23 protein-coding genes are annotated in these 24,838 nt (G+C 65.2%); 11 read left to right on the top strand and 12 right to left on the bottom strand.

The window, feature by feature from the left end; translation table 11 throughout:
* Positions 1–6 precede the first annotated feature (6 nt).
* From FLM21_RS16550 to mltG, 5 genes are all read left to right on the top strand, one after another.
* The gene (locus tag FLM21_RS16550; RefSeq protein WP_246120906.1) at positions 7–486 is read left to right on the top strand and encodes a GNAT family N-acetyltransferase; all 480 of its coding nucleotides are present in this window, start codon (positions 7–9) and stop codon (positions 484–486) included.
* Positions 483–1,796 (top strand): hydroxysqualene dehydroxylase HpnE, encoded by a 1,314-nt coding sequence (hpnE, locus tag FLM21_RS16545; protein ID WP_148716624.1) that lies wholly within the window; start codon positions 483–485, stop codon positions 1,794–1,796. Before FLM21_RS16550 ends, hpnE begins: the two co-directional genes overlap by 4 nt.
* On the top strand, positions 1,789–2,553 hold the full coding sequence (locus FLM21_RS16540; RefSeq protein ID WP_148716623.1) for an SDR family NAD(P)-dependent oxidoreductase: 765 nt from the start codon (positions 1,789–1,791) through the stop codon (positions 2,551–2,553). The genes hpnE and FLM21_RS16540 overlap by 8 nt, the downstream gene beginning before the upstream one ends.
* Positions 2,554–2,732: 179 nt before the next feature.
* Positions 2,733–4,730, top strand: a complete 1,998-nt coding sequence (gene yoaA / locus FLM21_RS16535) for a DNA repair helicase YoaA (protein ID WP_148716622.1) — start codon at positions 2,733–2,735, stop codon at positions 4,728–4,730.
* Between the two features lie 7 nt (positions 4,731–4,737).
* Positions 4,738–5,727, top strand: coding sequence for an endolytic transglycosylase MltG (gene mltG / locus FLM21_RS16530; protein ID WP_246120744.1), 990 nt, complete (start codon positions 4,738–4,740; stop codon positions 5,725–5,727).
* Between the two features lie 72 nt (positions 5,728–5,799).
* Here mltG and FLM21_RS16525 read toward each other — a convergent pair whose 3' ends face one another.
* The 4 genes from FLM21_RS16525 to FLM21_RS16510 all read right to left on the bottom strand — a co-directional run bounded on the left by FLM21_RS16525 (position 5,800) and on the right by FLM21_RS16510 (position 11,459).
* Positions 5,800–6,600, bottom strand: coding sequence for an amino acid ABC transporter permease (locus FLM21_RS16525; protein ID WP_148716621.1), 801 nt, complete (start codon positions 6,598–6,600; stop codon positions 5,800–5,802).
* 87 nt (positions 6,601–6,687) lie between these two features.
* Positions 6,688–7,437 carry a basic amino acid ABC transporter substrate-binding protein gene (locus tag FLM21_RS16520; RefSeq protein ID WP_148716620.1) on the bottom strand — a complete coding sequence of 250 codons (750 nt, stop codon included), beginning with the start codon at positions 7,435–7,437 and terminating at the stop codon, positions 6,688–6,690.
* Between the two features lie 124 nt (positions 7,438–7,561).
* Complete coding sequence (locus FLM21_RS16515) at positions 7,562–8,359, bottom strand: HDOD domain-containing protein (protein WP_148716619.1); 798 nt, start codon at positions 8,357–8,359, stop codon at positions 7,562–7,564.
* A 112-nt stretch (positions 8,360–8,471) separates the two neighbouring features.
* Positions 8,472–11,459 (bottom strand): Rne/Rng family ribonuclease, encoded by a 2,988-nt coding sequence (locus FLM21_RS16510; protein ID WP_148716618.1) that lies wholly within the window; start codon positions 11,457–11,459, stop codon positions 8,472–8,474.
* A 613-nt stretch (positions 11,460–12,072) separates the two neighbouring features.
* Between FLM21_RS16510 and FLM21_RS16505 the strand changes: the two genes are divergently transcribed.
* The 5 genes from FLM21_RS16505 to motD are packed head-to-tail and all read left to right on the top strand — an operon-like array spanning position 12,073 to position 15,842.
* Positions 12,073–13,032, top strand: coding sequence for an RluA family pseudouridine synthase (locus FLM21_RS16505; RefSeq protein ID WP_148716617.1), 960 nt, complete (start codon positions 12,073–12,075; stop codon positions 13,030–13,032).
* Positions 13,032–13,688 (top strand): HAD-IA family hydrolase, encoded by a 657-nt coding sequence (locus FLM21_RS16500; RefSeq protein WP_148716616.1) that lies wholly within the window; start codon positions 13,032–13,034, stop codon positions 13,686–13,688. Before FLM21_RS16505 ends, FLM21_RS16500 begins: the two co-directional genes overlap by 1 nt.
* Positions 13,685–14,074 carry a Rieske (2Fe-2S) protein gene (locus FLM21_RS16495; RefSeq protein WP_148716615.1) on the top strand — a complete coding sequence of 130 codons (390 nt, stop codon included), beginning with the start codon at positions 13,685–13,687 and terminating at the stop codon, positions 14,072–14,074. Before FLM21_RS16500 ends, FLM21_RS16495 begins: the two co-directional genes overlap by 4 nt.
* A gap of 29 nt (positions 14,075–14,103) precedes the next feature.
* Entirely contained in the window at positions 14,104–15,039 is a 936-nt protein-coding gene (locus tag FLM21_RS16490; RefSeq protein WP_148716614.1) for a S49 family peptidase, read from the top strand.
* A gap of 11 nt (positions 15,040–15,050) precedes the next feature.
* Positions 15,051–15,842 (top strand): flagellar motor protein MotD, encoded by a 792-nt coding sequence (motD, locus tag FLM21_RS16485; RefSeq protein WP_148716613.1) that lies wholly within the window; start codon positions 15,051–15,053, stop codon positions 15,840–15,842.
* Positions 15,843–15,848: 6 nt separating this feature from the next.
* On the opposite strand, the gene FLM21_RS16480 is transcribed toward motD, so the two are convergent.
* From FLM21_RS16480 to FLM21_RS16460, 5 genes are read right to left on the bottom strand one after another with little or no spacing between them, the layout of a single operon-like run.
* On the bottom strand, positions 15,849–16,277 hold the full coding sequence (locus FLM21_RS16480) for a DUF411 domain-containing protein (protein ID WP_148716612.1): 429 nt from the start codon (positions 16,275–16,277) through the stop codon (positions 15,849–15,851).
* 54 nt (positions 16,278–16,331) lie between these two features.
* Complete coding sequence (locus FLM21_RS16475) at positions 16,332–16,805, bottom strand: cupredoxin domain-containing protein (RefSeq protein ID WP_148716611.1); 474 nt, start codon at positions 16,803–16,805, stop codon at positions 16,332–16,334.
* A gap of 38 nt (positions 16,806–16,843) precedes the next feature.
* On the bottom strand, positions 16,844–18,148 hold the full coding sequence (locus FLM21_RS16470; RefSeq protein ID WP_148716610.1) for a multicopper oxidase family protein: 1,305 nt from the start codon (positions 18,146–18,148) through the stop codon (positions 16,844–16,846).
* Complete coding sequence (locus FLM21_RS16465) at positions 18,145–19,311, bottom strand: TolC family protein (protein WP_148716609.1); 1,167 nt, start codon at positions 19,309–19,311, stop codon at positions 18,145–18,147. The genes FLM21_RS16470 and FLM21_RS16465 overlap by 4 nt, the downstream gene beginning before the upstream one ends.
* A gap of 52 nt (positions 19,312–19,363) precedes the next feature.
* Positions 19,364–19,699: a hypothetical protein gene (locus FLM21_RS16460; RefSeq protein WP_148716608.1), complete on the bottom strand. Its 336-nt coding sequence runs from the start codon at positions 19,697–19,699 to the stop codon at positions 19,364–19,366.
* 143 nt (positions 19,700–19,842) lie between these two features.
* On the opposite strand from FLM21_RS16460, the gene FLM21_RS16455 reads away from it, so the two are divergent.
* Positions 19,843–21,597 (top strand): ATP-binding protein, encoded by a 1,755-nt coding sequence (locus tag FLM21_RS16455; protein ID WP_187359948.1) that lies wholly within the window; start codon positions 19,843–19,845, stop codon positions 21,595–21,597.
* Here FLM21_RS16455 and FLM21_RS16450 read toward each other — a convergent pair.
* The 3 genes from FLM21_RS16450 to FLM21_RS16440 form a co-directional block, all read right to left on the bottom strand.
* Entirely contained in the window at positions 21,576–22,631 is a 1,056-nt protein-coding gene (locus FLM21_RS16450; RefSeq protein ID WP_187359947.1) for an outer membrane protein assembly factor BamB family protein, read from the bottom strand. The two genes, FLM21_RS16455 and FLM21_RS16450, sit on opposite strands and share 22 nt — an antisense overlap.
* Before the next feature lie 26 nt (positions 22,632–22,657).
* Positions 22,658–23,491: a helix-turn-helix domain-containing protein gene (locus tag FLM21_RS16445; RefSeq protein WP_187359946.1), complete on the bottom strand. Its 834-nt coding sequence runs from the start codon at positions 23,489–23,491 to the stop codon at positions 22,658–22,660.
* A 200-nt stretch (positions 23,492–23,691) separates the two neighbouring features.
* A complete protein-coding gene (locus FLM21_RS16440) occupies positions 23,692–24,759 on the bottom strand; it encodes a porin (RefSeq protein WP_187359945.1) in 1,068 nt (355 codons plus the stop codon).
* Between the last annotated feature and the right edge of the window lie 79 nt (positions 24,760–24,838).

The following is a 24,838-nucleotide window of genomic DNA, read 5'->3' as shown; positions in this document are numbered from 1 at the left end:
GTGACGATGCTCGCAACCGCGCGTTTGCTGCTGCAACCATTGCGCGATGAGGATTTCGATGCGGCGTTTGCCATCGCGTCCGATTCTGTCGTGGTGCGCAGCTCCGGCTACCCTGCGCCGCGTGATGCGCTGGCGCTCGGTCGCGCCGGCTGGCAACGCTGGGGTGTGGGCAGTGTCGGCCTGTGGCGGGGCGACACGCTGATCGGCCAGATCGAGCTGATCTACAACACGCTCGATGAATTCCAGATCGGCTGGCTGCAGCACCCGGATCACTGGGGGCGCGGCTATATGCGCGAAGCGTGCGAGGCCTTGCTGGCGCATGCCTTTCTGCGTGCCGGCCTGAGCTTGATGACTGCTTATACCTTTGATCACAACCGGCGCAGTGTGCGGTTGCTGCAAAGCCTGGGCTTTGGCGCAACGCGTAGCCGGCTGCTCGATGGCGAGATGTCTACGCGTTACGAACTGCGCCCGGAGCTGCAATCATGAAGCCGTATGGCGCGATGCCTCACCTGGCCGTGCTTGGCGGTGGCTATGCCGGCATGGCGGCAGCGGTGGAGGCGGCCAGCCTTGGGGCAAGTGTCACCGTACTCGAGGCGGGCAAGGTGCTTGGCGGCAGAGCGCGGCGGGTGGAGCTCGACGGGCGCGTGCTCGACAATGGCCAGCATCTGCTGATCGGCGCATATCGCGAGCTGTTGGGGTTGATGCACAAGGTGGGCGTTGCGCCCGAGTCGGCATTCCTGCGCACCCCGCTCGATCTTGCAGTCCATCCTGGCTTCCGGATGCGTTGCCCAGCTTGGCCGGCGCCGCTGCATCTCGCTGCTGCCCTGGTCACTGCACGCGGTTTGTCGTTGGCCGAGCGCTGGGCGCTGACGCGAGTCGTACTGTCCGCGCAGCGTCACAACTGGCGTTGCGATCCCGACCTGCCGGTGGCCGACTGGCTGACCAAGAGCGGTCAGTCTGCGGCGCTGATCGCGCGGTTCTGGCAGCCGCTGACGGTGGCCGCGCTCAATACGCCACTGGAGCAGGCGTCAACGCAGGTGCTGTTCAACGTGCTGCGCGACAGCCTGGGGGGCACCAGTGCCGATTCCGATTTCCTGTTCCCGCGTATCGATTTCTCCGCGTTGCTGCCTGATGCGGCAGCGGACTGGTTGGCCCGACAAGGGGGCGCGGTTGAGCTTGGCGTAACGGTGAAGACCCTGCGAAGCGATGTGGCGGGCTGGCAGGTGAATGACGAGGCGCGTCGCTTCGACGGCGTGATCTGCGCACTGCCACCACACCGGCTGTCCATGGCGCTGGCGAGTGTGGCGCCCGAACTGGCCATGGCGGTTGAGGCTTGGGATTTTCAGCCCATCGTCACGCTTTACCTCGAATACCCGCGGGCATCGCTGCCGCAAGCCATGGTCGGGCTCTCTGGCGGATTGGTGCAGTGGGTGTTCGACCATGCCCACACCCACGGTCAACCGAATCGCATCGCCGTGGTGCTGTCGGCCGAAGGCGCGCATTCACAGCTGCCGCGCGCCGAGATGGAAACGTCCATCGTCGCCGAGCTCGATGCTGCGTTCGGCTGGGGGCTGCCGAGCTGGCTGCGCAGCATTGCCGAGAAACGGGCCACCTTCGCCTGTGTGCCCGGGCTTGCGCGCCCGGACAATGCGACGCCCTATGCCACGCTGTGGCTGGCCGGCGACTACACCGCCGGCGATTACCCGGCTACGCTGGAAGGTGCAGTGCAGAGCGGATTGAAGGCTGCGCGTGGGATAATGGCCGCATTCAACCTTCCACGGTGCAGCGATGAGTGACTGGAAAACCTACCAGGCTTCGGCCGATGAACTGAAAGACCGCGTGATCCTGGTGACCGGCGCCGGGCAGGGGCTGGGCGAGGCGGCGGCACTGGCCTATGCGCGCCATGGTGCCACGGTGATCCTGCTCGGGCGCAACGAGAAAAAGCTTGCCCGCGTCTATGACGCGATCGAAGCGGTAGGTGGCCCCAAGCCCGCAGCCATCCCGATGGATCTTGCGAAGGTGAACGAGGCCGAGCTTGGCCAGATGGGCGTGCTGATCCAGCGCGAGTTCGGCCGACTCGATGGCGTCCTGCACGCGGCCAACGGCTTTGCCCACCTGTCACCCCTGACCAACCAGAAGCTCGACGAGTGGGTCGAGCAGTATCGCGTGAATGTCGCCGCACCCTTCGCGATGACCCGCGCGCTGTTGCCGCTGCTGGAAAAGGCGCCGGATGCCTCGGTGCTGGTGCTGGGCGAGAGCCATGCGCTGGCGCCCAAGGCGTTCTGGGGCGGCTACAGCTCGGCCAAATCGGCGCAGAAGACCTGGGTGGAGATCGCTGCGAGCGAATGGGATCGCTGGCCGCATCTGCGCGTCAACCTGCTGGTACCGGGCCCGATCCAGTCGCCGTTCCGCACCAAAACCCATCCGGCCGAACCCAAGGACAGCTTGCCTGCCACCGACAGCATCGTGCCGGCACTGATGTACTGGATGGGCGCGGCCAGCCATGGTCGCAGCGGCGAGACGGTGATCTACAACGCGCAGGTTCCCGGTTAAATTCACCGGAAACCAAAACAGCAAGGGGAGACTCCCACTGGGGTAGGTAGCGTGACCAGAGCACGCCAACCTTCGTAGTGTCTCCATCTCCCTGTTGCTGGCCCCGCTGCGTGCGGGGCTCTTTTTTGGCCGAACGATCGTACTGGTACAATGGCCGTCTCATCCGATTTCCCGCGACCATGACGCTGACCGAACTCTTTGCCGCAGACGGCCCGCTGGCCCGCGCCTTTCCCGGATACAAGGTTCGCAGCCAGCAGGTGGAAATGGCGCAGGCGGTGGAAAAGGCCATCCGCGAGCGTGGCAAGCTGATCGCCGAGGCCGGCACCGGCACCGGCAAGACCTTCGCCTACCTGATGCCGGCGCTGCTGTGCGGCGGCAAGGTCATCGTTTCGACCGGCACCAAGACGCTGCAGGACCAGCTCTACGCGCGTGATCTGCCGATGGTGCGCGAGCTTCTTGGCGTGCCGGTAACGATCGCCTTGTTGAAGGGGCGGGCGAATTACGTTTGCCACTATCACCTGGAGCGGGCGCGGCACGAGGGCCGCTTCCTGCGGCGCGAGGACATCGCCGATCTGCAGAAGGTCGAGCGCTACGCCAAGCTCACCCAGTCCGGCGACAAGGCTGGCTGTACCGGCGTGCCCGAGGATGCACCAATCTGGGCGCACGTCACCAGCACCCGCGACAACTGCCTGGGTGCCGACTGCCCGAACTACAAGGACTGCTTCGTGCTGAAGGCGCGCAAGGACGCGCAGGAAGCTGATGTGGTCGTGGTCAATCACCACTTGTTCTTTGCCGATGTCTGGCTGCGCGACGAAGGCGCAGGCGAGCTGCTGCCGGCCTGCAACACCGTGATCTTCGACGAGGCGCACCAGCTGCCCGAGGTCGCCAGCCTGTTTTTCGGCGAGACGGTGACGTCGGGCCAGTTGGTCGAACTCGCGCGCGATGCCCGCTCCGAAGCGCTGGTCATCGCCAAGGACTACGTGCACCTGCCGCAGGCGGCCGAGGCGCTGGAAAAGGCCGTGCGCGACTTCCGCCTCGCCTTCCGCCCGGAGCCGGCACGGCTGCCGCAGCACGAGCTCGCCGGACGCTTTGCCGAATTCGAAGCGCGGCTCGCTGAACTGGTAACCAAGCTCGGCGAGCTGGAAGGCCAGCTGATCGCCCAGGCCGAGCGGGCCGAGGAGCTGCAGAAATGCGGCGAACGTGCCACGGCGTTACGGCAGATCGTGCAGCACTGGCAGGAGGGCGACAGCGACGAGGCGGTACACTGGATCGACATCACGCCGCATGGCTTCATGCTGCATGCCACACCGCTCAATATCGCGGAGCTGTTTCGCAAGCAGCTCAACAGCGGCCAGCGCGCCTGGGTATTTGCCTCGGCCACGCTGGCCGTCAACGGTCAGTTCAAACATTTCCAGCATGAACTGGGGCTGTGGGAGGCGGAGACCGCCACCTGGGACAGCCCGTTCGACTACAAGCAACAGGCGGTGCTTTATGTGCCGCGCGACATGCCGGAGGCGAATTCGCCCGGCTTTACGGGTAAGGTAGTCGAGCGCGCCTGGCCGCTGCTGCAGCTGACCCACGGCCATGCCTTCCTGCTGTTCACGTCCTTGCGTGCGATGCGCGAAGCACACGAGCTTGTCACCCAACGGTTGAAGGATGCCAAGCTCGACTGGCCGGTGTTGCTGCAGGGGCAGGGTAGCCGCACCGAACTCCTGGACAAATTCCGCCGCTCGCCCAATGCCATCCTCGTTGCGAGCCAGACCTTCTGGGAAGGCATCGATGTGAAGGGCGAGCAGCTGTCGCTGGTGGTGATCGACAAGCTGCCGTTCTCGCCACCGGATGATCCGGTGCTGGCCGCCCGCATCGAGCAAATGAGCAAGAGCGGGCGTAACGCCTTTGTCGATTTCCAGCTGCCGCATGCCGCGATCACGCTGAAGCAGGGTGCCGGCCGGCTGATCCGCGACGAGCACGATACCGGCATCCTGATGATTGCCGACACCCGTCTGGTCGACAAACCCTATGGCAAGCTCTTGTGGAAGAGCCTGCCACCGATGTTCCGCTCGCGCGAACTCGACACCGTCAAACGCTTTTTCGAGGTAAAACGTGGCCGCCCGCAAGACTCCGGTGAAGACCAAGACCCCCTCCCGCCCGTCACGTCGGGCGACGAAGCCGAGTAAGGGCGGCTTGCTGCGCACCCTGCGCAACCTGTTGTTGCTGGTGCTGCTCGGCCTCATGGCCGCTGCGGCCGCGGCCTGGTGGTATGTCAACCGACCGCTGCCATTGAGCTACCCGGTCACCTTGACCGTGGGCCCGGGCTCGGTGCGCGCCACCGCGGCGCAGCTGGCGCAACAAAGCGTGATCGAATATCCGGCGGTGTTCCGCCTGCTGGCGCGGGCTACCGGTGAGGACACCCGCCTGAAGGCCGGCATCTACGAGCTGAAGCAACCGACCTCGCTGTTGGAGCTCCTGGGCAAGATCGCCCGTGGCGAGGCCAGCCAGATCGCATTCACGGTGATCGAGGGCTGGAACTGGCGGCAGCTGCGGGCGGCGCTGGCCGCGCAGGCCAAGCTCAGGGCCGATGCCGCGCTGATGAGCGACGACGAGCTGCGCGTAGCGCTGGATATCGCCGCGCCGGGCCTGGAGGGGCAGTTCTTCCCGGACACCTATTTCATCGCCGTCGGTGGCTCGGACCTGGAGCTGCTGCGGCGCGCGCACACACGGCTCAATGATCAGCTGGCGCTCGCCTGGAAGCTGCGACGCGAGGATACGCCGCTGAAAACGCCGTACGAGTTGCTGATCATGGCCTCCATCGTCGAGAAGGAAACCGGTGCCGAGGCGGACCGACCCATGGTCGCCAGCGTATTCGAGAACCGGTTGCGCATCGGCATGCGGTTGCAGACCGACCCCACCGTGATCTACGGCCTGGGCGAGCAGTTCGATGGCAACCTGCGCAAGAAGGATCTGCAGACCGATACGCCGTACAACACTTATACCCGCGCTGGCCTGCCACCCACCCCCATCGCCATGCCGGGCAACGCCGCGTTGATGGCGGCCGCGCAGCCGGCGCCATCGAAGGCGCTGTATTTTGTGGCCCGTGGCGACGGCAGTTCGCACTTCTCCGAGACGCTTGGTGAGCACAACCGCGCGGTGAACCAGTACATCCGCAGGCGCTGACAGCGGCGCAACAAACAAAAACGGGAAGGCGTTGCCTACCCGTTTTTGTTCAACTCGCGAGTATTCAATCGCTCAATGGATACCGCCACTGGCCTTAAAGTGTTTCTCCATCGCGTGCACGCCCCAGGCCATCAACAGCGTCAGCCCCAGGTAGAGGAAGGAGATGGTGAGGTAGGGCTCCCAGTAGCGCGAATAGGCGCCAGCCACGGTACGTGCCGCGTAAGCGAGCTCGGTCAGGCCGATGGCGGAGACCAGCGAGCTGTCCTTCAGCAGCATGATGGCCTCGTTGCCGAGCGGCGGCAGCATGCGGCGGAAGGCCTGCGGCACGATGATGAAGCGCATCGTCTGCCAGTAGTTCATGCCCAGCGAGCGGCTGGCCTCGAACTGGCCCTTGGCGATGGACTGGATGCCGGCGCGGAAGATCTCGGTGATGTAGGCGCCAGCGTTCAGCGTCAGCGCCATCAGGCCGGACATGAACGCACCGTATTCCTGGCGCAGCGTGCCGGCGAGTTCCCCACTGATCAGCAGGCCATCGGTGGGATGCACCAGCAGCGGCATCAGCGCGAAATGGATCAGCAGGATTTGCACGAACAGCGGCGTGCCGCGAAAAAAGGTGACGTAGGCGGTGGCCGGCCAGCGCACCAGCACGATCAGCGGATATTTCCACGGGCCGTGGCGCACGTCGGCGAGCCGCGCCATGCCCATCACCAGGCCGATCAGCGTGCCCAGTACCACCGCGACCACGGTGATCAGCAAGGTCATTTTGATGCCCTGCCAGAACAGCTCGCGGTATTCCCAGATCATCTGCAGCTGGAAATGCTCGAACAGCGGCACGTTCTGTTGGACACCCTGCCAGAATTGAATGAAATCCATGTCTTTTTTTGTAAGTAAGCCAGTGCAAAAACAAGAAGCGCAACCTCGTTATAGGTTGCGCTTCCGGGCGGCGATGACCGCGTTACATCAGTTGCCGAAGTACTTCTTGTAGATCTTGTCGTAGGTGCCGTCGGCCTTGATGGTGGCGAGGCCCTTGTTGATCTTGGTCAGCAGATCCTTGTTGCCCTTCTTCACCGCGAAGCCGTAGTACTCCTTGGCGAAGCTGGCGTCGTCCAGCGTCTTCATCTTGGCGCCCTTGTTGTTGGCGATGAAGTTCACCACCACGCCATTGTCGGCGACCACGGCGTCGACGCCGCCGGACAGCAGTTCCTGCAGTGCGAGCGGGGTCGATTCGAAGCGCTTGATGTTGGGATTGGTCTTGCCCAGCAGCTTCTGCACCACTTCGTCGCCGGTGGTGCCGGTCTGCACGCCGACCTTCTTGCCCTTCAGATCGGCGAACTTGGCGATCTTGCTGGCGGCCGGCACAGCGATCAGCTGCTTGGCCTCGAAGTAGGGGTCGGAGAAATCCATGGTCTGCTTGCGCTCTTCGGTGATGGTGACGGCCGAGGAGACGATGTCGCGATCACCGGTGCCGAGCGTGGCGAAGATGCCTTCCCACGGGGTGTTGTGGAACTTCACCGCGAAGCCGCCCTTGGCCGCGACGGCGGTCAGCACGTCAACGTCGAAACCGACCACTTCCTGCTTGCTGTTCAGCGACTCGAACGGCGCATAGGCCGCATCGGACGCCACCTGGTAGGTCTTGCCAGCGGCAGCGGCGGTACCGGCAACCAGTACCAGGCCGGCGATGCCGGCGAGAAGGCGATTCATCTTGCGCATGGCGCTGTCTCCTGATGGAAGTGGGCGGCAAGGGCCGCCGTTGTAAGTATGGTCGCAGACTAGGCAGCACCGTGCGGTGCAACAATTAGGCATAACCCTAGCGCCGCCGGCCGGCGCGCCGGGATTACAGCAACATCTCTTCGAGCTCTGGATCGTGCAGCTCGAGCGTGGGCAGCAGGGCGTCGAGCTCGGCGGCCGGCAGCTGCAGCAGCTCGAGCGCCGCCGTGGGCCAGACCGGGGCATCTCCGCCTTCCGCGGCAGTGGCGGCAAGAGCCAGCTGCAGCAGTGCCGACAGCCGCGAGCTCGGTGCTGCGTCCTGTTGTTCGGCGATGGCCTGCTGGATGGTTTCCGGGAAATTCCAGCGCCGGGCCAGTTCGGCGCCCAGCTCCAGATAGGTGAAACCGAGGTTGCTCGATTCCAGCTTGATGCGATCACTGCCGGTGGCGACCGATCGGTCGATCTTGGCCGCGAGTTCCGGCTCCACCACATGGATCAATAGCTCGCCGATGCTGTGCAGCAAGCCGCAGGTGAAGGCGATCTCGCGATTGTCGCGCGAGCGTTGGGCAATGCCGCGGGCAGCCAGCGCCACATGCAGGCCCTTGCGCCAGAACTGCTGGCGATCGAAACCCGGCGTGGCGACGAACGCGCCAGTCACGCCGGAGGCAACCACCAGCGTGCGTACGGTGTTGAAGCCGAGCACGATGATGGCTTCATGGGCCGAGCCGATCTTGCGGCTGGCGCCGAAATGGGCCGAGTTGGCGAGCCGCAACAGCTTGGCGGTGATCACCTGGTCGAGCGCGATGCGATCGGCGATCTCGCTGACGTTGATGTCCTCCTGGCCGAAGCTGCTGATCAGCTCCTGAACCACGCGGGGCACAGTCGGCAGCTTGTGGGTCTGCTCGAACACCTCGTCGATACGCATTTGCTCTCCTTGTCCTTTTGCTTTCGCATGCTAATTCATGCCGGGCGCATGCAGCCAGCCGTCGCCCATGAAAAAGCCGCCGTGGGTCGGCGGCTTTTTCATCGAGGTGGGCTTACTGATCCTTGGTCTCGACCTGGGTCAGTGGCTCGCTGGCCTGCGGTGCCGGGGCGGCGGCACTGCGGCGGCGGCGTGGTGCGGGTGCCGCGCTCGGCACTTCGATTTGCGCTTCCGGTGTCGCATCGTTGCGGGTTTCCACCAGTTGCAGCTCGGCTGCCGCGGTATCGGCACCTGCGCCACGCTTCACATCGCTGCGGCGACGGCGGGATGGTGCGGAGGTGGCCTCTACGGCCGGGGCCGGCGCGGCGTCGTTGCGCGTCGCCACCATCACGAGGCCGACGTCTTCCGGCGCGGCAACCTCGATCTTGGGGGCGGCAGGCGCTTCGAATGCCAGTGCGGTCTGCGTCGGTGCTGTGGCTGCCGCTTCTTCTGCGGCTGGTTCCTCCACAATGGCTTCCTCGACGGCCGGTGCGGTAACCGGTGCAGGTTCCGCTGCCACGACCGCGGTCACCACCGGTTGTGCCTCGACAACGGCAGGGGCAGCTTCAACGACGGCTTCGCTCGCTGGCGCTTCAACCACGACCGGTGCCGGCTCGACGGCTTCGACTACTGGTGCTGCGGCGGTCTCGGTTGCAACCGGGGGTACCGGTACGGCGGGTTCGACCACGGCCAGCGCAGTGCTGGTCGAAGCGACGTCGTCTGCTGCATCCACGGCGGCATCGCTACCTTCGGCTTCTGCATTTGCTACGCCCTCGGCATCGCGCTCGCGGCGCTCGCCACCGCGACGACCGCGACGGCGACGGCTGCGGCCTTCGCCCTGACCTTCCTGGGCGGCAGGTGCCTGGCCGTCGGCCGGGGCAATCACTTCGGCGGTGGCCGCGTTGGTGATCACTTCGTCGGCCGCTGCCGGGGCGACGACCTGCTCAGGCTTGGGCGTGCGCTCGTTGCGCGGTGCGCGCTGGCGGCGTTCGCCCTGCTCGGCACGGGGCTGCTCGCTGCGCGCTTCGTTGCGTTGCTCGTTGCGCTGCTCCTGGCGCTCACCGCGGGCATCGTTGCGCTCGGCGCGTTCCGGCTGGGCCGGACGCTCGTTGCGGCGGTTGTTGCGCTGATCTTCCTCGATCCGCGGCTTGCCGCCGGCGCGACGCTCGTTCTGACGCTCCTCACCGGAACGCTCGCCGCGCTCGGTACGTTCGCCACGATTATTGCGCTGACCACGGTCATTGCGCTCACCACGCTCACCACCGCGCTCGTTACGGTCACGGCGACCATTGCGGTTGCCCTGGCCTTGCTGGCGCTTCGGTTGCTCGGCGACCGGCGCGGGCGGCGCTTCGGTCAGGCTGCGGAACCAGCCGGTGAGACGGGCCCACAGCGACGGGCCTGCCGGTGCGATGCTCGGCTGCTCGATCTGGATATCACGGGCCGACACAGGGGCCGGCTGGATCGGCGTGATGCCCTTGACCGCGGCTTCGGGGCGCTTGGCTTGTTCTTCCTTGGCGCGGCCCGGCTGGTAGCCTTCCTCGGCCGGCGTTTCCATCATCTTGTACGACGGCAGGATTTCTTCGACCTGGTTCAGTTCGTCGTGACGCAGGCGCTGGATGGTGTAGTTCGGCGTTTCGAGGTGGATGTTGGGGATCAGCACCACCGCAACCTTGAGGCGGGCTTCGATCGCGTGGATCTCGGCGCGCTTCTCGTTCAGCAGGAAAGTGGCGACGTCGACCGGGACCTGTGCGTGCACGGCGCCGGTGTTCTCCTTCATCGCCTCCTCCTGCATGATGCGCAGGATGTGCAGTGCCGACGATTCGATGCCGCGGATCACGCCATTGCCATGGCAGCGCGGGCAGGTGATGTGGCTGGTTTCCTCGAGCGACGGCTGCAGGCGCTGGCGGGAAAGCTCCATCAGGCCGAAGCGCGAGATCTTGCCAGTCTGGACCCGGGCGCGATCATGGTGCAGCGCTTCGCGCAGGCGGTTTTCCACCTCGCGCTGGTTCTTCGGGTTTTCCATGTCGATGAAGTCGACGACGATCAGGCCGCCGATATCGCGCAGACGCATCTGGCGGGCAATTTCATCAGCCGCTTCCAGGTTGGTCTTGAGCGCGGTTTCCTCAATATCGCTGCCCTTGGTGGCGCGTGCCGAGTTGACGTCGACGGAATAGAGCGCTTCGGTCTTGTCGATGACGATGGCGCCACCGGACGGCAGTGTCACTTCGCGGGCATAGGCCGATTCGATCTGGTGTTCGATCTGGAAACGCGAGAACAGCGGCACGTCGTCCTGGTAGAACTTCACGCGCGCGGTGTTGGCCGGCATCACGTGGCTCATGAACTGCCGAGCCTGTTCGAAGATGTCCGCCTTGTCGATCAGGATTTCGCCGATGTCCGGCTGGAAGTAATCGCGGATCGCGCGGATGACGAGGCTCGATTCCTGGTAGATCAGGAAGGCACCCTTCTGCGCGCGGGCTGCGCCGTCGATGGCGTTCCACAACTCCAGCAGGTAGTTGTTCAGATCCCACTGCAGCTCTTCCACCGTGCGGCCGATGGCGGCGGTACGGGCGATCAGGCTCATGCCGGGCGGCGTGACCAGCTGGTCCATCACCGCGCGCAGCTCGTTGCGCTCCTCACCCTCGATGCGGCGCGAAACGCCACCGCCACGCGGGTTGTTCGGCATCAGCACCAGATAGCGGCCGGCCAGGCTGATGTAGGTGGTCAGCGCCGCGCCCTTGTTGCCACGCTCGTCCTTCTCGACCTGAACAATGACTTCCTGGCCTTCGCGCAGCTGGTCGGCAACGCGGCCGCGGCCGCCATCACCCTCGGTGAGGTAGGCGCGGGAGATTTCCTTGAAGGGGAGAAAGCCGTGGCGTTCGCAACCGTAGTCGACGAAGCAGGCCTCGAGCGAGGGCTCGATGCGGGTGATGACACCCTTGTAGATATTCGATTTCCGTTGTTCCTTGCCAACGGTCTCGATGTCGAGGTCGATCAGCTTCTGACCGTCGACAATGGCAACGCGCAGCTCTTCGGCTTGCGTCGCATTGAACAGCATGCGTTTCATTCAAGGCTCCTGCACGCACTCGCTACGGCGGGAGCCCCGGCTGGCGGCACCGGAACCCGGGGAGACAGGCGCACTCCGATTGCGCAAACGCAGGCGGGGCAGGCCGTTTCCATGACATCAAATCAGGCGGTCGCGGGATCGGGTGGGGCTTTCCTCTGTGGTTGCGCAACAAGCGCAGACTGGGGCCGGGGTGTCCAGGGCTGGCTGCGGCACGCAGTGTGCGGCGGGTGCTTCAGCGCTGGCATCCACGTCTGTGTCCACCCGGCGATTTCCCTCGGGAAACCATCGCGCGGACCAAAACCGTGTGAGTGCGTTACATGTACAAATCAATTACCATCGCTACTTTTTTGCGGTGAGCAAGGTTAACCGCCTCCTGGGCTTGAGCTGACCGGCCGGTCTACCTGCGGTACCCGCGCTAGCAATCCCCGAAAGATAAAGACGCCGGATCGGCGGGGGAGAGGCACACTGTGGTACGGCGGGAAAGTAATCGCAGGTGTGAACGGCCGGAAGGGCCAAAGAACAGGAAAAGCATTGCAACATCGAAAGCTGCGGCGTAGTTCGAATTGGCGAACCCGTTCCGGTCATGTTGCAACCTGCCACAGAGTATAAGTCAATGTCACAGACTAGCAAAGCGTCGGTCACCTTCGTCACCATCGATAGCGAAGGCGCCGGGCAGCGGCTCGATAATTTCCTGCTGCGTGAGCTCAAGGGCGTGCCCAAGAGCCGCGTCTACAAGCTGATCCGCGGCGGCGAGGTGCGGGTGAACAAGGGCCGCGCCGATGCAATGCAGCGGCTGGAGGCTGGTGATGTGGTGCGCATCCCGCCGGTGCGCGTGGCCGACAAGCCCGATGTGGCGCCGGCCGCCGCAGCAAGCGAGCGCATTGTGCTGCCCGTGGTGTTCGAGGATGAGGCATTGCTGGTGATCGACAAGCCGGCCGGCATCGCCGTGCATGGCGGCTCGGGCGTAAGCTTCGGCGTGATCGAGCTGTTGCGCGCGCAGCGCCCGCAGGCGCGTTTCCTCGAATTGGTACACCGGCTCGATCGCGAGACCTCCGGCCTGTTGATCGTCGCCAAGAAGCGCAGTGCGCTGACGGCGATGCACGATTTGCTGCGCGATGGCCACGATATCGACAAGCGTTACCTGGCGCTGGTGAAAGGCGCCTGGCCCGACGAGAAGCGCAATCTCAAATACAAGCTGTTCAAGTACACCACGCCGGACGGCGAGCGCCGCGTGCGGGTTGCGCCGGACGGTCAGGATGCACACACGGTGATCTACCGGCGCGAACGCTGGGCGGATGCCGCGCTGGTCGAGTGCGAGCTCAAGACCGGCCGCACGCACCAGATCCGCGTGCACCTTGCCACTGCCGGCTATCCCATCCTCGGTGACGAGAAGTACGGTGATTTCGCGCTGAACAAGGCATTGGTGCGCCAGGGGCTCAAGCGCATGTTCCTGCATGCCTGGAAGCTGGCTTTCCGCCATCCGCTCACCCAGGCGCCGCTGCAGCTGGAGGCTGCGCTGCCGCCCGAACTGGCGGCTTACGTCGAGCAACTCAAACAACAGGAGGTGCCGTGATGCCGCCACTCTCACTCTTGGTCTTCGACTGGGACGGCACGCTGATGGATTCGACCGGCACCATCGCCTACGCCATCCAGCGCGCGTTCGACGATGTCGGCTTGCCGGTGCCAAGCGAGCGTGATGCGCGCTTCGTCATTGGCTACGGGCTGAAGGAAGCGATGGCCTACCTTGCGCCGGGGGCCGATGAGGCCAGCATCACCCGCATCGTTGATGCCTACCGCGTCCACTACCTGGCGCAGGATCAGGCGCTGGTGCTGTTCGATGGCGTGCGCGATTACCTGCCGCAGCTGCGCGATGCCGGCTACACGCTGGCGGTGGCGACCGGCAAGTCCCGGGTCGGGCTCGATCGCGCGCTGGCCAGCACCGGCCTGGGTGGCGAATTCCTGGTCACGCGCACTGCCGACGAGGCCTTCTCCAAGCCGCATCCGGCCATGCTGGAATACATCGTCGATTTTGCCGCTGCCGATGCGGCGGCCACGCTGATGATCGGCGATACCACGCACGATCTGCAGATGGCGATCAATGCCGGCACCCACAGCGCGGCGATGAGCTATGGCGCCCACCCGCTCGACGACCTGCTGCCGCTGTCACCGCTGGCGCATTTCGATCATTTCGGCTTGCTGGCGCGTTGGCTGCTGGAGGCGCGCGCATGATCAAGGCGGGGGACGACGTCGGCCTCGTCGCGCCAGGCGCTTCGATCTGTCCGGCGGAGACGCTGGCCGAGCATGGCCTTGGCGTGCGTTTTTCGCTGGAACTGGCAGGCGAAGTAGCGCCGGCCTTCGTGGTGCAGTTCCAGGGGCGGCCGCGGGCCTTCCTCAATCGTTGCGCGCACATTCCCATCGAGCTCGACTACCGCCCGGGCGACTTTTTCGATCTTTCCGGCAACTATCTTGTCTGTGCCACACACGGCGCCTACTATGCCCCGGATAGCGGGCTGTGCCTGGGCGGGCCCTGCCCGGGGCGCAGCCTGTCGGCAGTACAACTGACCGAGCGTGACGGCTTGGTCTGCCTTGCCGACGACCCCATGCCATTCGATTGACCCATTCGATTCATCTGCCAGGACATTCCATGCAAGACAACTGGGAACGCGAAGCCCTCAATCAACTGCTGCAGGCTGGCATCAAGGAGCAACGCCGCTCCCGCCGCTGGGGCATCTTCTTCAAGCTGCTGGGTTTCGGCTACCTGTTCGTGGTGCTGGCGCTGGTGATGGGCTGGATCGGCCAGCGCACCAGCGAGGACGTGAATCGCGGTCCGCATACCGCGCTCGTCAACATGGATGGCGTGATCGCCGTTGGCGGCGAGGCCGACATCGGCGTGATTGCGCAGGGCCTGCGCGATGCCTTCGAGGATAGCCGCACCCGTGGCGTGATCCTGCGGGTGAACAGCCCCGGCGGCAGCCCGGTGCAATCGGGCCAGCTGCATGACGAGATCCTGCGGCTGCGCAAGGAAAATCCCAAGATCCCGCTCTACGTGGTGGTCGAGGACATCTGCGCATCCGGCTGCTATTACACCGCTGTTGCTGCCGACAAGATCTATGCCGACAAGGCGTCCATCGTCGGCTCGATCGGCGTATTGATGGACAGCTTTGGCTTCACCGGCGCCATGGAGAAGCTCGGCGTCGAGCGCCGGTTGCTCACCGCGGGCGAGAACAAGGGCTTCCTCGATCCGTTCTCGCCGATGAACGAGGCGCAGCGGGCCAAGGCGCAGGAAATGCTGGGCGAGATCCATCAGCAGTTCATCAACGTGGTCAAGACCGGTCGCGGCAAGCGGCTGGCCAATGATCCGGACCTGTTCTCCGGCCTTGTCTGGAGCGGCGAGCGCAGCGTGAAGCTGGGCCTCATCGATGGCCTGGGCTCGGTGGACAGCGTGGCGCGCGACGTGATCAAGGCCGAGGACGTGGTCGATTTCACGCCGCAACCCGATTACCTCGATCGCCTGGCCAAGCGCGTCGGTGTGGCGGCCGCTTCCTCGCTGGGCGCGCGGCTGGAAGCCCAGCTGCGCTAGGAGCAACGGCGATGGCACGGCGCAGGCGCGAGGAAGAGCACGAGAATCACGAGCGTTGGCTGGTGTCCTACGCCGACTTCATCACGCTGTTGTTTGCGTTTTTCGTGGTGATGTACGCGATCTCGTCGATCAACGAGGGCAAGTACCGCGTGCTGTCCGATTCGCTGGTCAATGCCTTCCGCAACGATCCAGCGGCCGACATCGCCACCATCAAATACGACCACGCCGACAACTCGCCGAAGAAGCCGATCGCCACGCTGAGGGTGACGCCGGCGCCAGCCAGCCCGGCCCTGGAAGAGGAAGCGAAGCGGATGCGTGGCATGGCCGGCAACCTGCGCGCCACGCTGGGGCCGATGATCGAGGACGGCAAGGTGCGGGTCACCCAGTCAAAGCGCGGCATCGCGGTGGAAATCAGCGATTCGGTGCTGTTCCAGACCGCCAAGGCCGAGCTGCAGCCCAACTCGATCAATGCGCTGTCGGCAGTGGCCAAGCTGATTCGCGATACCGACAACCTGGTGCAGGTCGAGGGGCATACCGACAACCAGCCGATCGCTTCGCCACAGTTTCCGTCCAACTGGGAGCTTTCCGCGGCGCGTGCCGCGTCGGTGGTGCGCCTGTTCGCTGGCGAGGGCGTTGCGCCGCAGCGCATGGTGGCGATCGGCTACGGCGAGTACCGCCCGGTCGAGCCCAACGACAGCCCGGACCAGCGCACCCGCAACCGGCGCGTCACGCTCAATATCCTCGCCGACAACCGCGACGACGTTGCGGTACTGCCGGCCGAGGGCGGCGCTGGCGCGCAGTAAGCACGCTCAGTACTTGCCCCAATCGCTGACTTTGCCGTCACGGCCGATCGCAACCACCGGTAGCGTGCCGGACTTGTGCTCGCCCATGCCGGGCGAATCGAGCGGCATGCCCGGCGCCGAGATACCGCGGATCGCTGGCTTTTCCTTCAACAATTTGCGGATCGCCGTCACCGGCACGTGGCCTTCGACGGTATAGCCGCCGATCAGCAGCGTATGGCAGCTGGCGGCGACATCGCTGCCGTGCTGGCGCTTGATCGCATCCATGTCCTCGCGGTTTTCCACGGCGGGGCGGATGCCATTGGCGTTGAGATAGTTGACGTACTCGCCGCAGCAGCCGCAGCTGGCACTCTTGTAGAGCTTGGCGGGCGCAGCCTGAGCGAGCGCGGTGAAGAAGGCGAGGCTGGCGGCGGCGATGAGGCGTAGGCGATGTTGCATGGGAATCTCCCGGGAGCCGACCGGATGCGGCCGGCTCCGTGCTGGTTGGGGGGCTTACTTGGCGAGCTTCACGGTCTGCTTCATCCCGGCATCGAAATGGCCCGGGATCTGGCAGGCGAACACCAGGTCGGCGTTGCCGGCGAAGGTCCAGATCAATTCACCCTGCTGGCCACCTTCCAGCGACAGCGCGCTGGGATCGGCCTCGTGCTTCATGTCCGGCATCTTCTTCATCATCGTGGCATGGGCGCGCTGGCTGGCCGCATCGCCGATCGAGAACTCGTGCGCCAGCTTGCCGGTGTTGTGGATGCGAAAGCGGATGGTTTCGCCGCGCCGGATGTCCTTGAGCGGCGGCTTGAAGGTGAAGCGCATGTCGTCGCCCGCGGTGACGTCGATGGTGCGGGTCACATCGCCGGGCTTGCCGGGCTGGCCGAAGCTGTAGCCCTTGCCGTGGCTGCCATGGTGGCCGGCGTCGGCCGAGGCATAGGCGGCGGTGAAGAGCAGGGCGGCGCTGAGGATCAGTCGTTTCATCGTGGTTGTTCCTGTCTGATTTGAAAGTGCAAGGGGATTCAGCGGGGCAGGCCGGCGGCGCGACCGGTGTCGACGCGCGCGGCAACGGTGCCGGGCGGGTGCTCGTACCAGCCTGGATCGCGGTAATCGCCGGGAGCTAGGTCGTTGCGCACCTTGAGCGTGGTGAACATGCCACCCATTTCGATCGGGCCGAACGGGCCTTCGCCCGTCATCATCGGCAAGGTGTTCGGCGGCAACGGCATCATGTCGCCCATCGCGGCCATGTCCTGCATCTCGGCCATGCCGTCGGAGCCCATCGCCATGTAGTGTTCGTCGGGGAACAACTGCTGGATACGGGCGGTGGCGCGCTGCTGGTCCACGCTCAGCAGGTTGGGCAGGCCGTGCCCCATCGGCCCCATGGTGTGGTGCGACTTGTGGCAATGGAAAGCCCAGTCGCCCGGCGCATCGGCAATGAACTCGATCACCCGGATCTGGCCGACTGCCACATCGGTGGTCACCTCCGGCCATTGTGCCGCCTCCGGTATCCAGCCGCCGTCGGTGCCGGTGACACGGAAATCGACGCCATGCAGGTGGATGGGGTGGTTGGTCATCGTCAGGTTGGCGACGCGGATGCGTACCCGCTCGCCAGTGCGCGCCACCAGGGTCTGGATGGCCGGGAAGGTGCGGCTGTTGAAGGTCCAGAGATTGAAATCGGTCATCTCGGAGGAGTCGGGCCGCCGGGTGCCGGGTTCGATCTTGTAGCTGGCCAGCATCAGCGCGTAATCGCGCTCGACCGCGCGTTCGCCCGGCCGCTTGGGATGCACGATGAACATGCCCATCATGCCTTGCGCCAGCTGCAGCATCTCGTCGGCGTGCGGGTGATACATGAAGGTGCCGGACTTGGTCAGCGTGAACTCGTAGACATAGGTTTCACCGGCCCGGATCTGCGGTTGCGACAGACCACCGACACCGTCCATGCCGGCGGGCAGCAGGATGCCGTGCCAATGGATGGTGGTGTGCTCGGGCAGGCGGTTGGTTACGAAGATCCGCACTCGGTCGCCCTCGATCGCCTCGATGGTGGGACCGGGGCTGCCGCCGTTGTAGCCCCAGAAGCGGGCGACCATGCCGGGCGCGACTTCCTGCTCGATCTCCTCGGCGATCAGGTGGAACTCCTTCACGCCATCGTTCATCCGGTAACCCAGCGTGCGGCCGTTCAGCGTGGTGACCGGCGTGCGGCCGGCCCCGGAACGGGCACGAGGCGCGGTGGCAGGCATTGTGGTGGTCGAGACGGTGGCTGCCTGGCTCAGCGGCAGGGCAAGGCTGGCCAGCGCGCCAGCACTGCCGAGAAAGTTGCGACGATTCATGGCTGAGCCCCCGTTTGGTCTGGCTGCGAGGAGGGAAGTTGTCCGCCGAGCAATGCCTGCAGGTGCGCCAGCGCGATCCAGGTGTCGCGGCGGGCTTGCAGTTCATCCTGCTTGCCCGCCAGTTGCGCCTGCTTGGCCTGCAGCAGGGCGTCGACCCCGGCCAGCATGCCGTTGTAGCGCTGGAGTGTGGCGCGTGTGCGTGCGGCCAGCAGCGGTTGTCGCGCTGCGGCGAGTTCAGCCTGTCGCCAGTCCTGCGCAGCCTGCTGTTGCGCACCGATCAGCGCATCCTCCAGCGCGCGCAGGTCGGCATGGGCCGCGACTTGCTCGGTCGGCCAGCGTTCGCGCTCGCCGTCGTCGGCGGTGAATACGTTGCTACGGGCTAGCGGCAAGGTGATGGCACGGCTGGTGATGCGCGGGCTCAGCCGCGCCTCGGCGGTCGATTCCGCTTGCCGGGCCAGCCGGAAGGCGGGAGCGCCGGCATGGGCCAGTGCCAGCAGCGCGGCGCCGTCGCCCAGCCAGGCGGGTTTGCCTGGCAACGCAGGCATTGGGGTGGTTTCCAGTGCTGCCGTCACCGGCAAATCGAGCGCGGTGGCGAGCATGCGGCGCGCCTGCTGCAGCTGCAGCAGGCGTTCCCCCAGCTCGGCGTCGGCATGGTTGGCTGCCAGCTGCGCGGCGAGCAGTTCGGGCTCGGCGAGGTTGCCGGCATCGGACTGGCCTTCGGCGAGCTCGGCGCTGGCCAGCGCCGCTTGTTGCAGTTGCTGTGCGGCATCGTGCCCGCCCTGCGCGGCGGCCAGCGTATACCAGGCGGTCTGTGCATCGGTGACCGCAGCGAGCACCGCCGGAATCAAAGTGTCGCCGGCCGGGAGCGGGCCGAGCACATCGCGGACAACATCGAGTGTGCTGGGCTGCTTGGTGAGCGTATCGGCCAGCGCGTCGGGCGCGATGCCCCGGGCGATGTACAACAGGTGCAGCGTGGGATGGGCGACCAGGGCGCGGCGGATGGCGGCGTCGAGCGTCAGCGGTGTGGCGGCGAGCCGCGCTGAATCGGCGGCCACGGCCCGCGCGTAACCGGTCGGGAAGGGTGCGGCATGCACCGGCGCAACAAGCGCGATGCACGCCGCCGATGCGGCCAGTACGGGCCGCATCCGGGAAGACGTATGCATGGTGATCTCCGGATCGAGTGTGTAGGACGTCGCGCGGGGCGACGGGGCACGCTCAGGCGGAGATGGGAGGGCGGAACAAGGGTTGCGGCGGGTGGGAGTTGGCCTGGACCGGGTTTGCCGCAGGCGGCGTGGAGCGGTGCGGCACGCCGATGAAGGCTACCCCCAGCAGCGGTGGGTGGCAGATCGAGCACTGGCCGCATTCCAGGCAATCGGCATGCGCGGTGCGCTTGGCCTTGCCGGCTTGCGCGCTGTCGCAATGCTCGCCGGCTTCGGCGCTGCTCACCACCGGCGAGGCCGGCATGTTCGCCATGCGCGCAGCCGCTGCCCAACCCTGCAACGGGAGTAGGGCCATCAGCAACAACAGCAGGTAGCGGCGCAGGACAGGCATGGTGAACACAGAGTGCGATCCGGCGGGAAAGTTCGCCGATGCCGCGGTTTGGCGACACGGCAACCATAACCGCTACGCGCGTACGCTGGCAAGGCGATGGGCTCGCTATACTTGGCGCTGAGCTACGCCGCCATGACAAATCAATGAAGCGTCTGAAGAACGATCCGCAGGTCATCCTGCACACCACCAAGCTGCTGTACCGCAACGCCGCGCTCGGCCAGGCGGCGTCGATCGCCAATGCATCGCTGCTGGGTTATGCGCTGTGGTGGGTCGAGCCGCATCTCTCGGTGCTGGTGTGGTGGAGCACGGTCTTCGTGATCTCGTCGTACCGCTACATCGTTGCCAAGCGCTTCGAGCGCGAGCGCGTCACCGTCGAGACCGCGCCGATGTGGCGCCGGCACTACCTGGTCGGCACGGTGTTCGCCGGCCTCTGGTGGGGCTGCGGCGGCATGTATTTCATGTTCGATTCGCCCGAGGTCGTCCGTTACCTGATCGCGCTGGTGTATGCCGGCATGGTGGCAGGTGCGGTGCCCATCCTCGCGCCGGTGCTGCCGGCGCTGGTGTGGTTTGCGCTGATGCTGGTGGCGCCGATCGCCATCCTGGCGATCCGCGAAGGCAGCATGGTCGGCAACATCTTCGGCATGATGTGCGTGCTGTTCCTCTATGCGGTGCTGAAGAGCGCCAGCTATTTCCACGAAGTGCTGACCGAGGCCATCGCGCTCGATACCGAAAAGACCCGGCTGGTGGCCGACCTGCAGCTGGCCAAGCTGGCGGCCGAGGCTGGCAGCCAGGCCAAGGGCGAGTTCCTCGCCAACATCAGCCACGAGATCCGCACGCCCATGAACGGCATCCTCGGCATGGCGCAGCTCTTGGCGCGCCACCCGCTCGATGCCGAATCACGCGAACAGGTTGAAATCCTGCGCGGCTCTGCCGATGCCTTGCTCACGCTGGTGAACGATGTGCTCGACCTGTCGAAGATCGAGGCTGGTCGCTTCGAGCTCGATCCGGTGCCGTTCTCGCCATCCGAGCTGGTACACGATCTCAACCGGATGTTCGTGCCGATGGCGCACGCGCGTGGCTTGCAATTCAGCGCACAGCTGGGCGAGGGCATGCCGCCGTCGCTGCTGGGCGATGTGACGCGGCTGAAGCAGGTGTTCGTAAACCTCGTCGGCAATGCGCTCAAGTTCACAGAGCAGGGCGAGATACGGGTGCGGCTGGTGGCGATGCGCTTGCGAGATGGTCACTATTCGCTGCAGGCCGAGGTGCGCGATACCGGCATTGGCGTGCCGTTGTCGCGGCGCGACAGCATCTTCGAGCCGTTCGCGCAGGGCGATCGCACCATCACCCGCGAATATGGCGGCACCGGGCTCGGGTTGTCGATCGTGAAGAAGCTGGTTGTGCTGATGGGGGGGCGGATCTGGGTGGAGCCCAATTCCGGAGGGGGCAGCGTGTTCCGTTTCCATGCCGAAATGGCGGCGGCGGAGCCGGTGAGTGCCACGCCCAAGCGCGGGCTGCAGGTGCTGTTGGCCGACGACAACCAGATCAATCGCATGGTGGCCGAGCGCTTTCTTGACCATAGTGGCCACTATGTGACGCTGGCGGAGAATGGCGTGCAGGCGGTCGATGCCTGCGAGCGCATGCAGTTCGACCTGATCCTGATGGATTTGCAGATGCCCGAGCTCGGCGGCGTGGAGGCTAGTCGCCTGATCCGTGCCCGTGAGACGGCCACCGGCCGTACGCGCCAGCCCATCGTCGCACTGTCGGCCAATGTGCTGGAGGCCGACCGCGAGGAGTGCCACGCGGCGGGCATCGACGACTACCTGGAAAAGCCGCTGTCGCAACAGCGACTCGACGACATGCTGGCGCGGCTGACCGCTCAGCGCAGCGCCACGCCGTAGAGCTTGCCGTCTTCTGCGCCGGCCAGCAGCGTATCGCCGTCGATCACGGGCTGGCCGAACAGCCCCGCCGGCAATGTGGCCTGCCAGCGCAGCTTGCCATCCTCGCCCACCGCACTGACCTTGCCGGGTGTCTCCGGGCGATAGGCATCACCGGTGGCAACAACGATCTGGCCGTTGTACGCCAGCGGTGCGGTGAACGCGTTCTGCCCGGTGTTCACCCGCCAGAGCTCCTTGCCATCCTTGGCGGCCAGCGCCTGCAGGAACAGCCCGTCGGAAGAACCGACGTACACCGTATTGCCGTGCACCAGCGGCGTGGCCACCACCCAGTCGGTCCCGTGGCTTACCCGCCAGCGCGGCTTGCCGCTGGCGAGGTCGACCGCGTGCACTGCCGCGTCGCGACTGCCGTAGATGCCCAGCTGTTGCCAGGTGACGATCGCGGTCTGGATGGTGTCGCGGTTGGGCTGTTGTTGCCAGGCCGGCTTGCCGTCGGCGAGGTGCACGGCGGCAAGCTGCCCGCCCGCGTCGGCGATCAAGACCTGAGTGCCGGCGACAGTTGGCGTAGCCATGATGCGATCGCTGGTGGCGTATCGCCAGCGCGATTGCCCGGACTGCGCGTCGAGCGCGTGTAGCGCGTTGCCGAACGCTACCAAGAGCGTATCGCCGTGCACCACGGGACCGGCCTGGTAGCTGTCCCACAGCTTGAACCCCGACCAGTCGCCCTGGTCGCCGAGGTCGCGCTGCCACAGCACCCGGCCATCCCTGCTCGAGAGGGCGTACAGCTGGCGGCTGGTCTGCACGATCAGCGCATCGCCGCTGCGCGCTGGCTGGCTGCTGAGCGAGCCCTTGAGCTGGGCCTGCCAGCGCAGCTTGCGATCACTGGCGGCATAAGCCTGCACCAGCCCCTTGAAGTTGCCGACGACGATGAGGCCGTCGACGCGTAGCGGTGCGGCGCGCACCGGCGCGCCGGTGGCAAGCTGCCAGCGGATGTCGCCGGGAGCGGCGTGAGCAAGCATGGGCAGGCAGGCCAGCCACATGAGGGGGAGTCGGAGGCAGGAGTGATTCATCGTAGCGACAGGGGCAGGTAGAGGGTATTGCAGCGTAAATACTCGCTGACGCCGGCATACATCTCGATCATTGGGCGGCGGGTATCGAGCACGAAGCGGCTGCGTGCTGGCCAGCTGGAAACCAGACTGCGCCAGCTGAGATAGGGCTCGTGGGGCGAGAGTTGGCGGGTGGCATACAGCCCGCCAAACAGGGTGGTGCGACCGAGGTTGGCAGGAATCGGCAGCTTGGCATCCACCGGAATGCACAGGTCGTAGCACGATTCAGACGGCCCACGCAGGTGTAGCAGGTCGTGACGGGCACCAAAGAAGCGAGAAACCGGAAAGGGAGAGTTTCTCAACGAACGTTGGACGGCATCGTGCAATCGATCCCCCCAGGTGTCGCGGAAACGGTGGTAGACCACGGCCTGTGCCGGAATGATCTCGATTTGCAAGCTGGCTGGGTCAATGGCCTGCACGCGACTGGCATCGTGTTCGACATCCGGGCTGCGCGCGTGTTGCGGGAGGCCATCCTGTGGCCAGGGCTGATCACGTAGCCAGTCCTGCCAACCGCCCGCACGCCAGTCCCTCGCGTTCATACCGAACTGACGGCGAAACCCCTTGGCGAACGAGCTGGCGTGCAGGAAGCCGCAATCCGCAGCCAAGGTGGATACTGCGGTGGTCGGTTCGGTCAGCAGGCGATATGCACCGGAAAACAGGCGGCGTTTGCGCAGATACTCGAACGGAGCCTCCCCGATCTCCTCTTCGAAGGCGCGCACGAAGTGCCAGCTGGAATAACACGCTGCGGCAGCCAGTTCGTTCAGCGTGAGGTCTGCGTGCGAATGCTGCATCATTTGATCGACAGCGCGTTCGATGCGTACTTTGCGGTGGGTACTAAGCATGGAGTCAAGCCGGAGGAAAAATCTGCCTGTCCTATGATGCCCAACGCCGGGCGAGGTCGACCATGCCCGGATGGGGTGGAAAGTTGTCCGCGATTGCGCAATCGTGTGTGGGCAGGTCGTGGCAAAGCGCGTGCATTGCCACGACCGGTCGATCAGAACCCGGTCCAGGTACCGATCAGGAAGCGGGTCGCATTGTCACCCTTGGCCAACCCATCGGCGTTCTGGAAGATCACAGCATTGTTGTTCCAATCTCCACCAACCAGATGGTGGCGAATCTGGACAAACGCGCCGGTGTTCTTGGACAGCGAGTAGTCCCACTGGAAGCCAATGGTCTGGAAGGTGTTGTCGTCCTGTTTCTGACCATCGCGTTCCGCGTCCTGCCAGAAGTAGCCGAGGCTCAAAGCCTGCTTGCCAAAGCTGTAGGTGCCACCCAGCAGGTAGCCGATCTGGTCGGCATCGATGCCCGCAGCCGATTCGTCGCTGGCGCCGCGTACGGCAGCACGCAGGCTCACATCACCAAACTGCGCACGACCGCCGACGATCCAGTTGGCGTAGCCGCCGCCGATTTCTTCGGTCAGGCCGTTGGGTCGGGTGGTCGACGGCGTGGAACCAGTGCTGTACGAGCGACCAGCGGGGACAGGCTTGCCATCGTCTGCGGCGAAGTAACCTGCGTCCAGATTGAAGTTGCCGGCCGCGAAATGCGCTGCGATTTCATAGGCTTGAACGTCATTGCCATATGCATCCCCGCTATCGTAGGTGGCGGAGAAGTTGAAGCCACCGAAATTCGGCGAGGAATAGCGGATGCCCTGGCCAAAGCCGACGTTTGGCACTTCACCCACGGTGCCCGAAAAGCCTTTCGCGCCGTACGGCCAGTCCTGGATCAGGTAGGTTTCCGACCATTGATTGCCAAACTTCAGCTGGCCCCAGTTGCCGCCGTAGGCGATCCAGGCTTCCCGAATGCCCCAGGAGTCGTAGCGATCGGGGGTGGCTACCTTCTGCGCCAGGCGCCAGGTCAGTTCGTCACCGGAGTCCAGTTTGTCCTTGCCGTCGACGTTGATGACGATGGCGATTTCCTGGAGCAACTTTCCATCACCATCGGCAGTGTTGTTGGTGCGGTAGAACAGGTCCATTTCAGCCGAACCGCTGATGCTGACATCTGCATGGGCAGGGGCGGAGAAGGCGGCGGCGAGTGCGGCCGCCAAGGCGATACGTTTGATCATCGTGACGTTGTCCTTTGGTTCTGGCATGGCCCGGAATCGGGCTGCGAGCGCAGGTTAACGTCTGGGGTGATCGAGAGAC

The organism is Chitinolyticbacter meiyuanensis (assembly GCF_008033135.1).
GTDB lineage: Bacteria > Pseudomonadota > Gammaproteobacteria > Burkholderiales > Chitinibacteraceae > Chitinolyticbacter > Chitinolyticbacter meiyuanensis.
The sequence above is the reverse complement of the archived record's forward strand: the minus strand, read 5'-3'. Positions and strand labels throughout refer to the sequence as shown.

Bases quoted from the DNA above. Each gene is read 5' to 3' on its own strand.
- FLM21_RS16550 (WP_246120906.1), top strand. From the start codon at position 7: ATGCTCGCAACCGCGCGTTTGCTGCTGCAACCATTGCGCGATGAGGAT.
- hpnE (WP_148716624.1), top strand. From the start codon at position 483: ATGAAGCCGTATGGCGCGATGCCTCACCTGGCCGTGCTTGGCGGTGGC.
- FLM21_RS16540 (WP_148716623.1), top strand. From the start codon at position 1,789: ATGAGTGACTGGAAAACCTACCAGGCTTCGGCCGATGAACTGAAAGAC.
- yoaA (WP_148716622.1), top strand. From the start codon at position 2,733: ATGACGCTGACCGAACTCTTTGCCGCAGACGGCCCGCTGGCCCGCGCC.
- FLM21_RS16525 (WP_148716621.1), bottom strand. From the start codon at position 6,600: ATGGATTTCATTCAATTCTGGCAGGGTGTCCAACAGAACGTGCCGCTG.
- FLM21_RS16520 (WP_148716620.1), bottom strand. From the start codon at position 7,437: ATGCGCAAGATGAATCGCCTTCTCGCCGGCATCGCCGGCCTGGTACTG.
- FLM21_RS16515 (WP_148716619.1), bottom strand. From the start codon at position 8,359: ATGCGTATCGACGAGGTGTTCGAGCAGACCCACAAGCTGCCGACTGTG.
- FLM21_RS16510 (WP_148716618.1), bottom strand. From the start codon at position 11,459: ATGAAACGCATGCTGTTCAATGCGACGCAAGCCGAAGAGCTGCGCGTT.
- FLM21_RS16505 (WP_148716617.1), top strand. From the start codon at position 12,073: ATGTCACAGACTAGCAAAGCGTCGGTCACCTTCGTCACCATCGATAGC.
- FLM21_RS16500 (WP_148716616.1), top strand. From the start codon at position 13,032: ATGCCGCCACTCTCACTCTTGGTCTTCGACTGGGACGGCACGCTGATG.
- FLM21_RS16495 (WP_148716615.1), top strand. From the start codon at position 13,685: ATGATCAAGGCGGGGGACGACGTCGGCCTCGTCGCGCCAGGCGCTTCG.
- FLM21_RS16490 (WP_148716614.1), top strand. From the start codon at position 14,104: ATGCAAGACAACTGGGAACGCGAAGCCCTCAATCAACTGCTGCAGGCT.
- motD (WP_148716613.1), top strand. From the start codon at position 15,051: ATGGCACGGCGCAGGCGCGAGGAAGAGCACGAGAATCACGAGCGTTGG.
- FLM21_RS16480 (WP_148716612.1), bottom strand. From the start codon at position 16,277: ATGCAACATCGCCTACGCCTCATCGCCGCCGCCAGCCTCGCCTTCTTC.
- FLM21_RS16475 (WP_148716611.1), bottom strand. From the start codon at position 16,805: ATGAAACGACTGATCCTCAGCGCCGCCCTGCTCTTCACCGCCGCCTAT.
- FLM21_RS16470 (WP_148716610.1), bottom strand. From the start codon at position 18,148: ATGAATCGTCGCAACTTTCTCGGCAGTGCTGGCGCGCTGGCCAGCCTT.
- FLM21_RS16465 (WP_148716609.1), bottom strand. From the start codon at position 19,311: ATGCATACGTCTTCCCGGATGCGGCCCGTACTGGCCGCATCGGCGGCG.
- FLM21_RS16460 (WP_148716608.1), bottom strand. From the start codon at position 19,699: ATGCCTGTCCTGCGCCGCTACCTGCTGTTGTTGCTGATGGCCCTACTC.
- FLM21_RS16455 (WP_187359948.1), top strand. From the start codon at position 19,843: ATGAAGCGTCTGAAGAACGATCCGCAGGTCATCCTGCACACCACCAAG.
- FLM21_RS16450 (WP_187359947.1), bottom strand. From the start codon at position 22,631: ATGTGGCTGGCCTGCCTGCCCATGCTTGCTCACGCCGCTCCCGGCGAC.
- FLM21_RS16445 (WP_187359946.1), bottom strand. From the start codon at position 23,491: ATGATGCAGCATTCGCACGCAGACCTCACGCTGAACGAACTGGCTGCC.
- FLM21_RS16440 (WP_187359945.1), bottom strand. From the start codon at position 24,759: ATGATCAAACGTATCGCCTTGGCGGCCGCACTCGCCGCCGCCTTCTCC.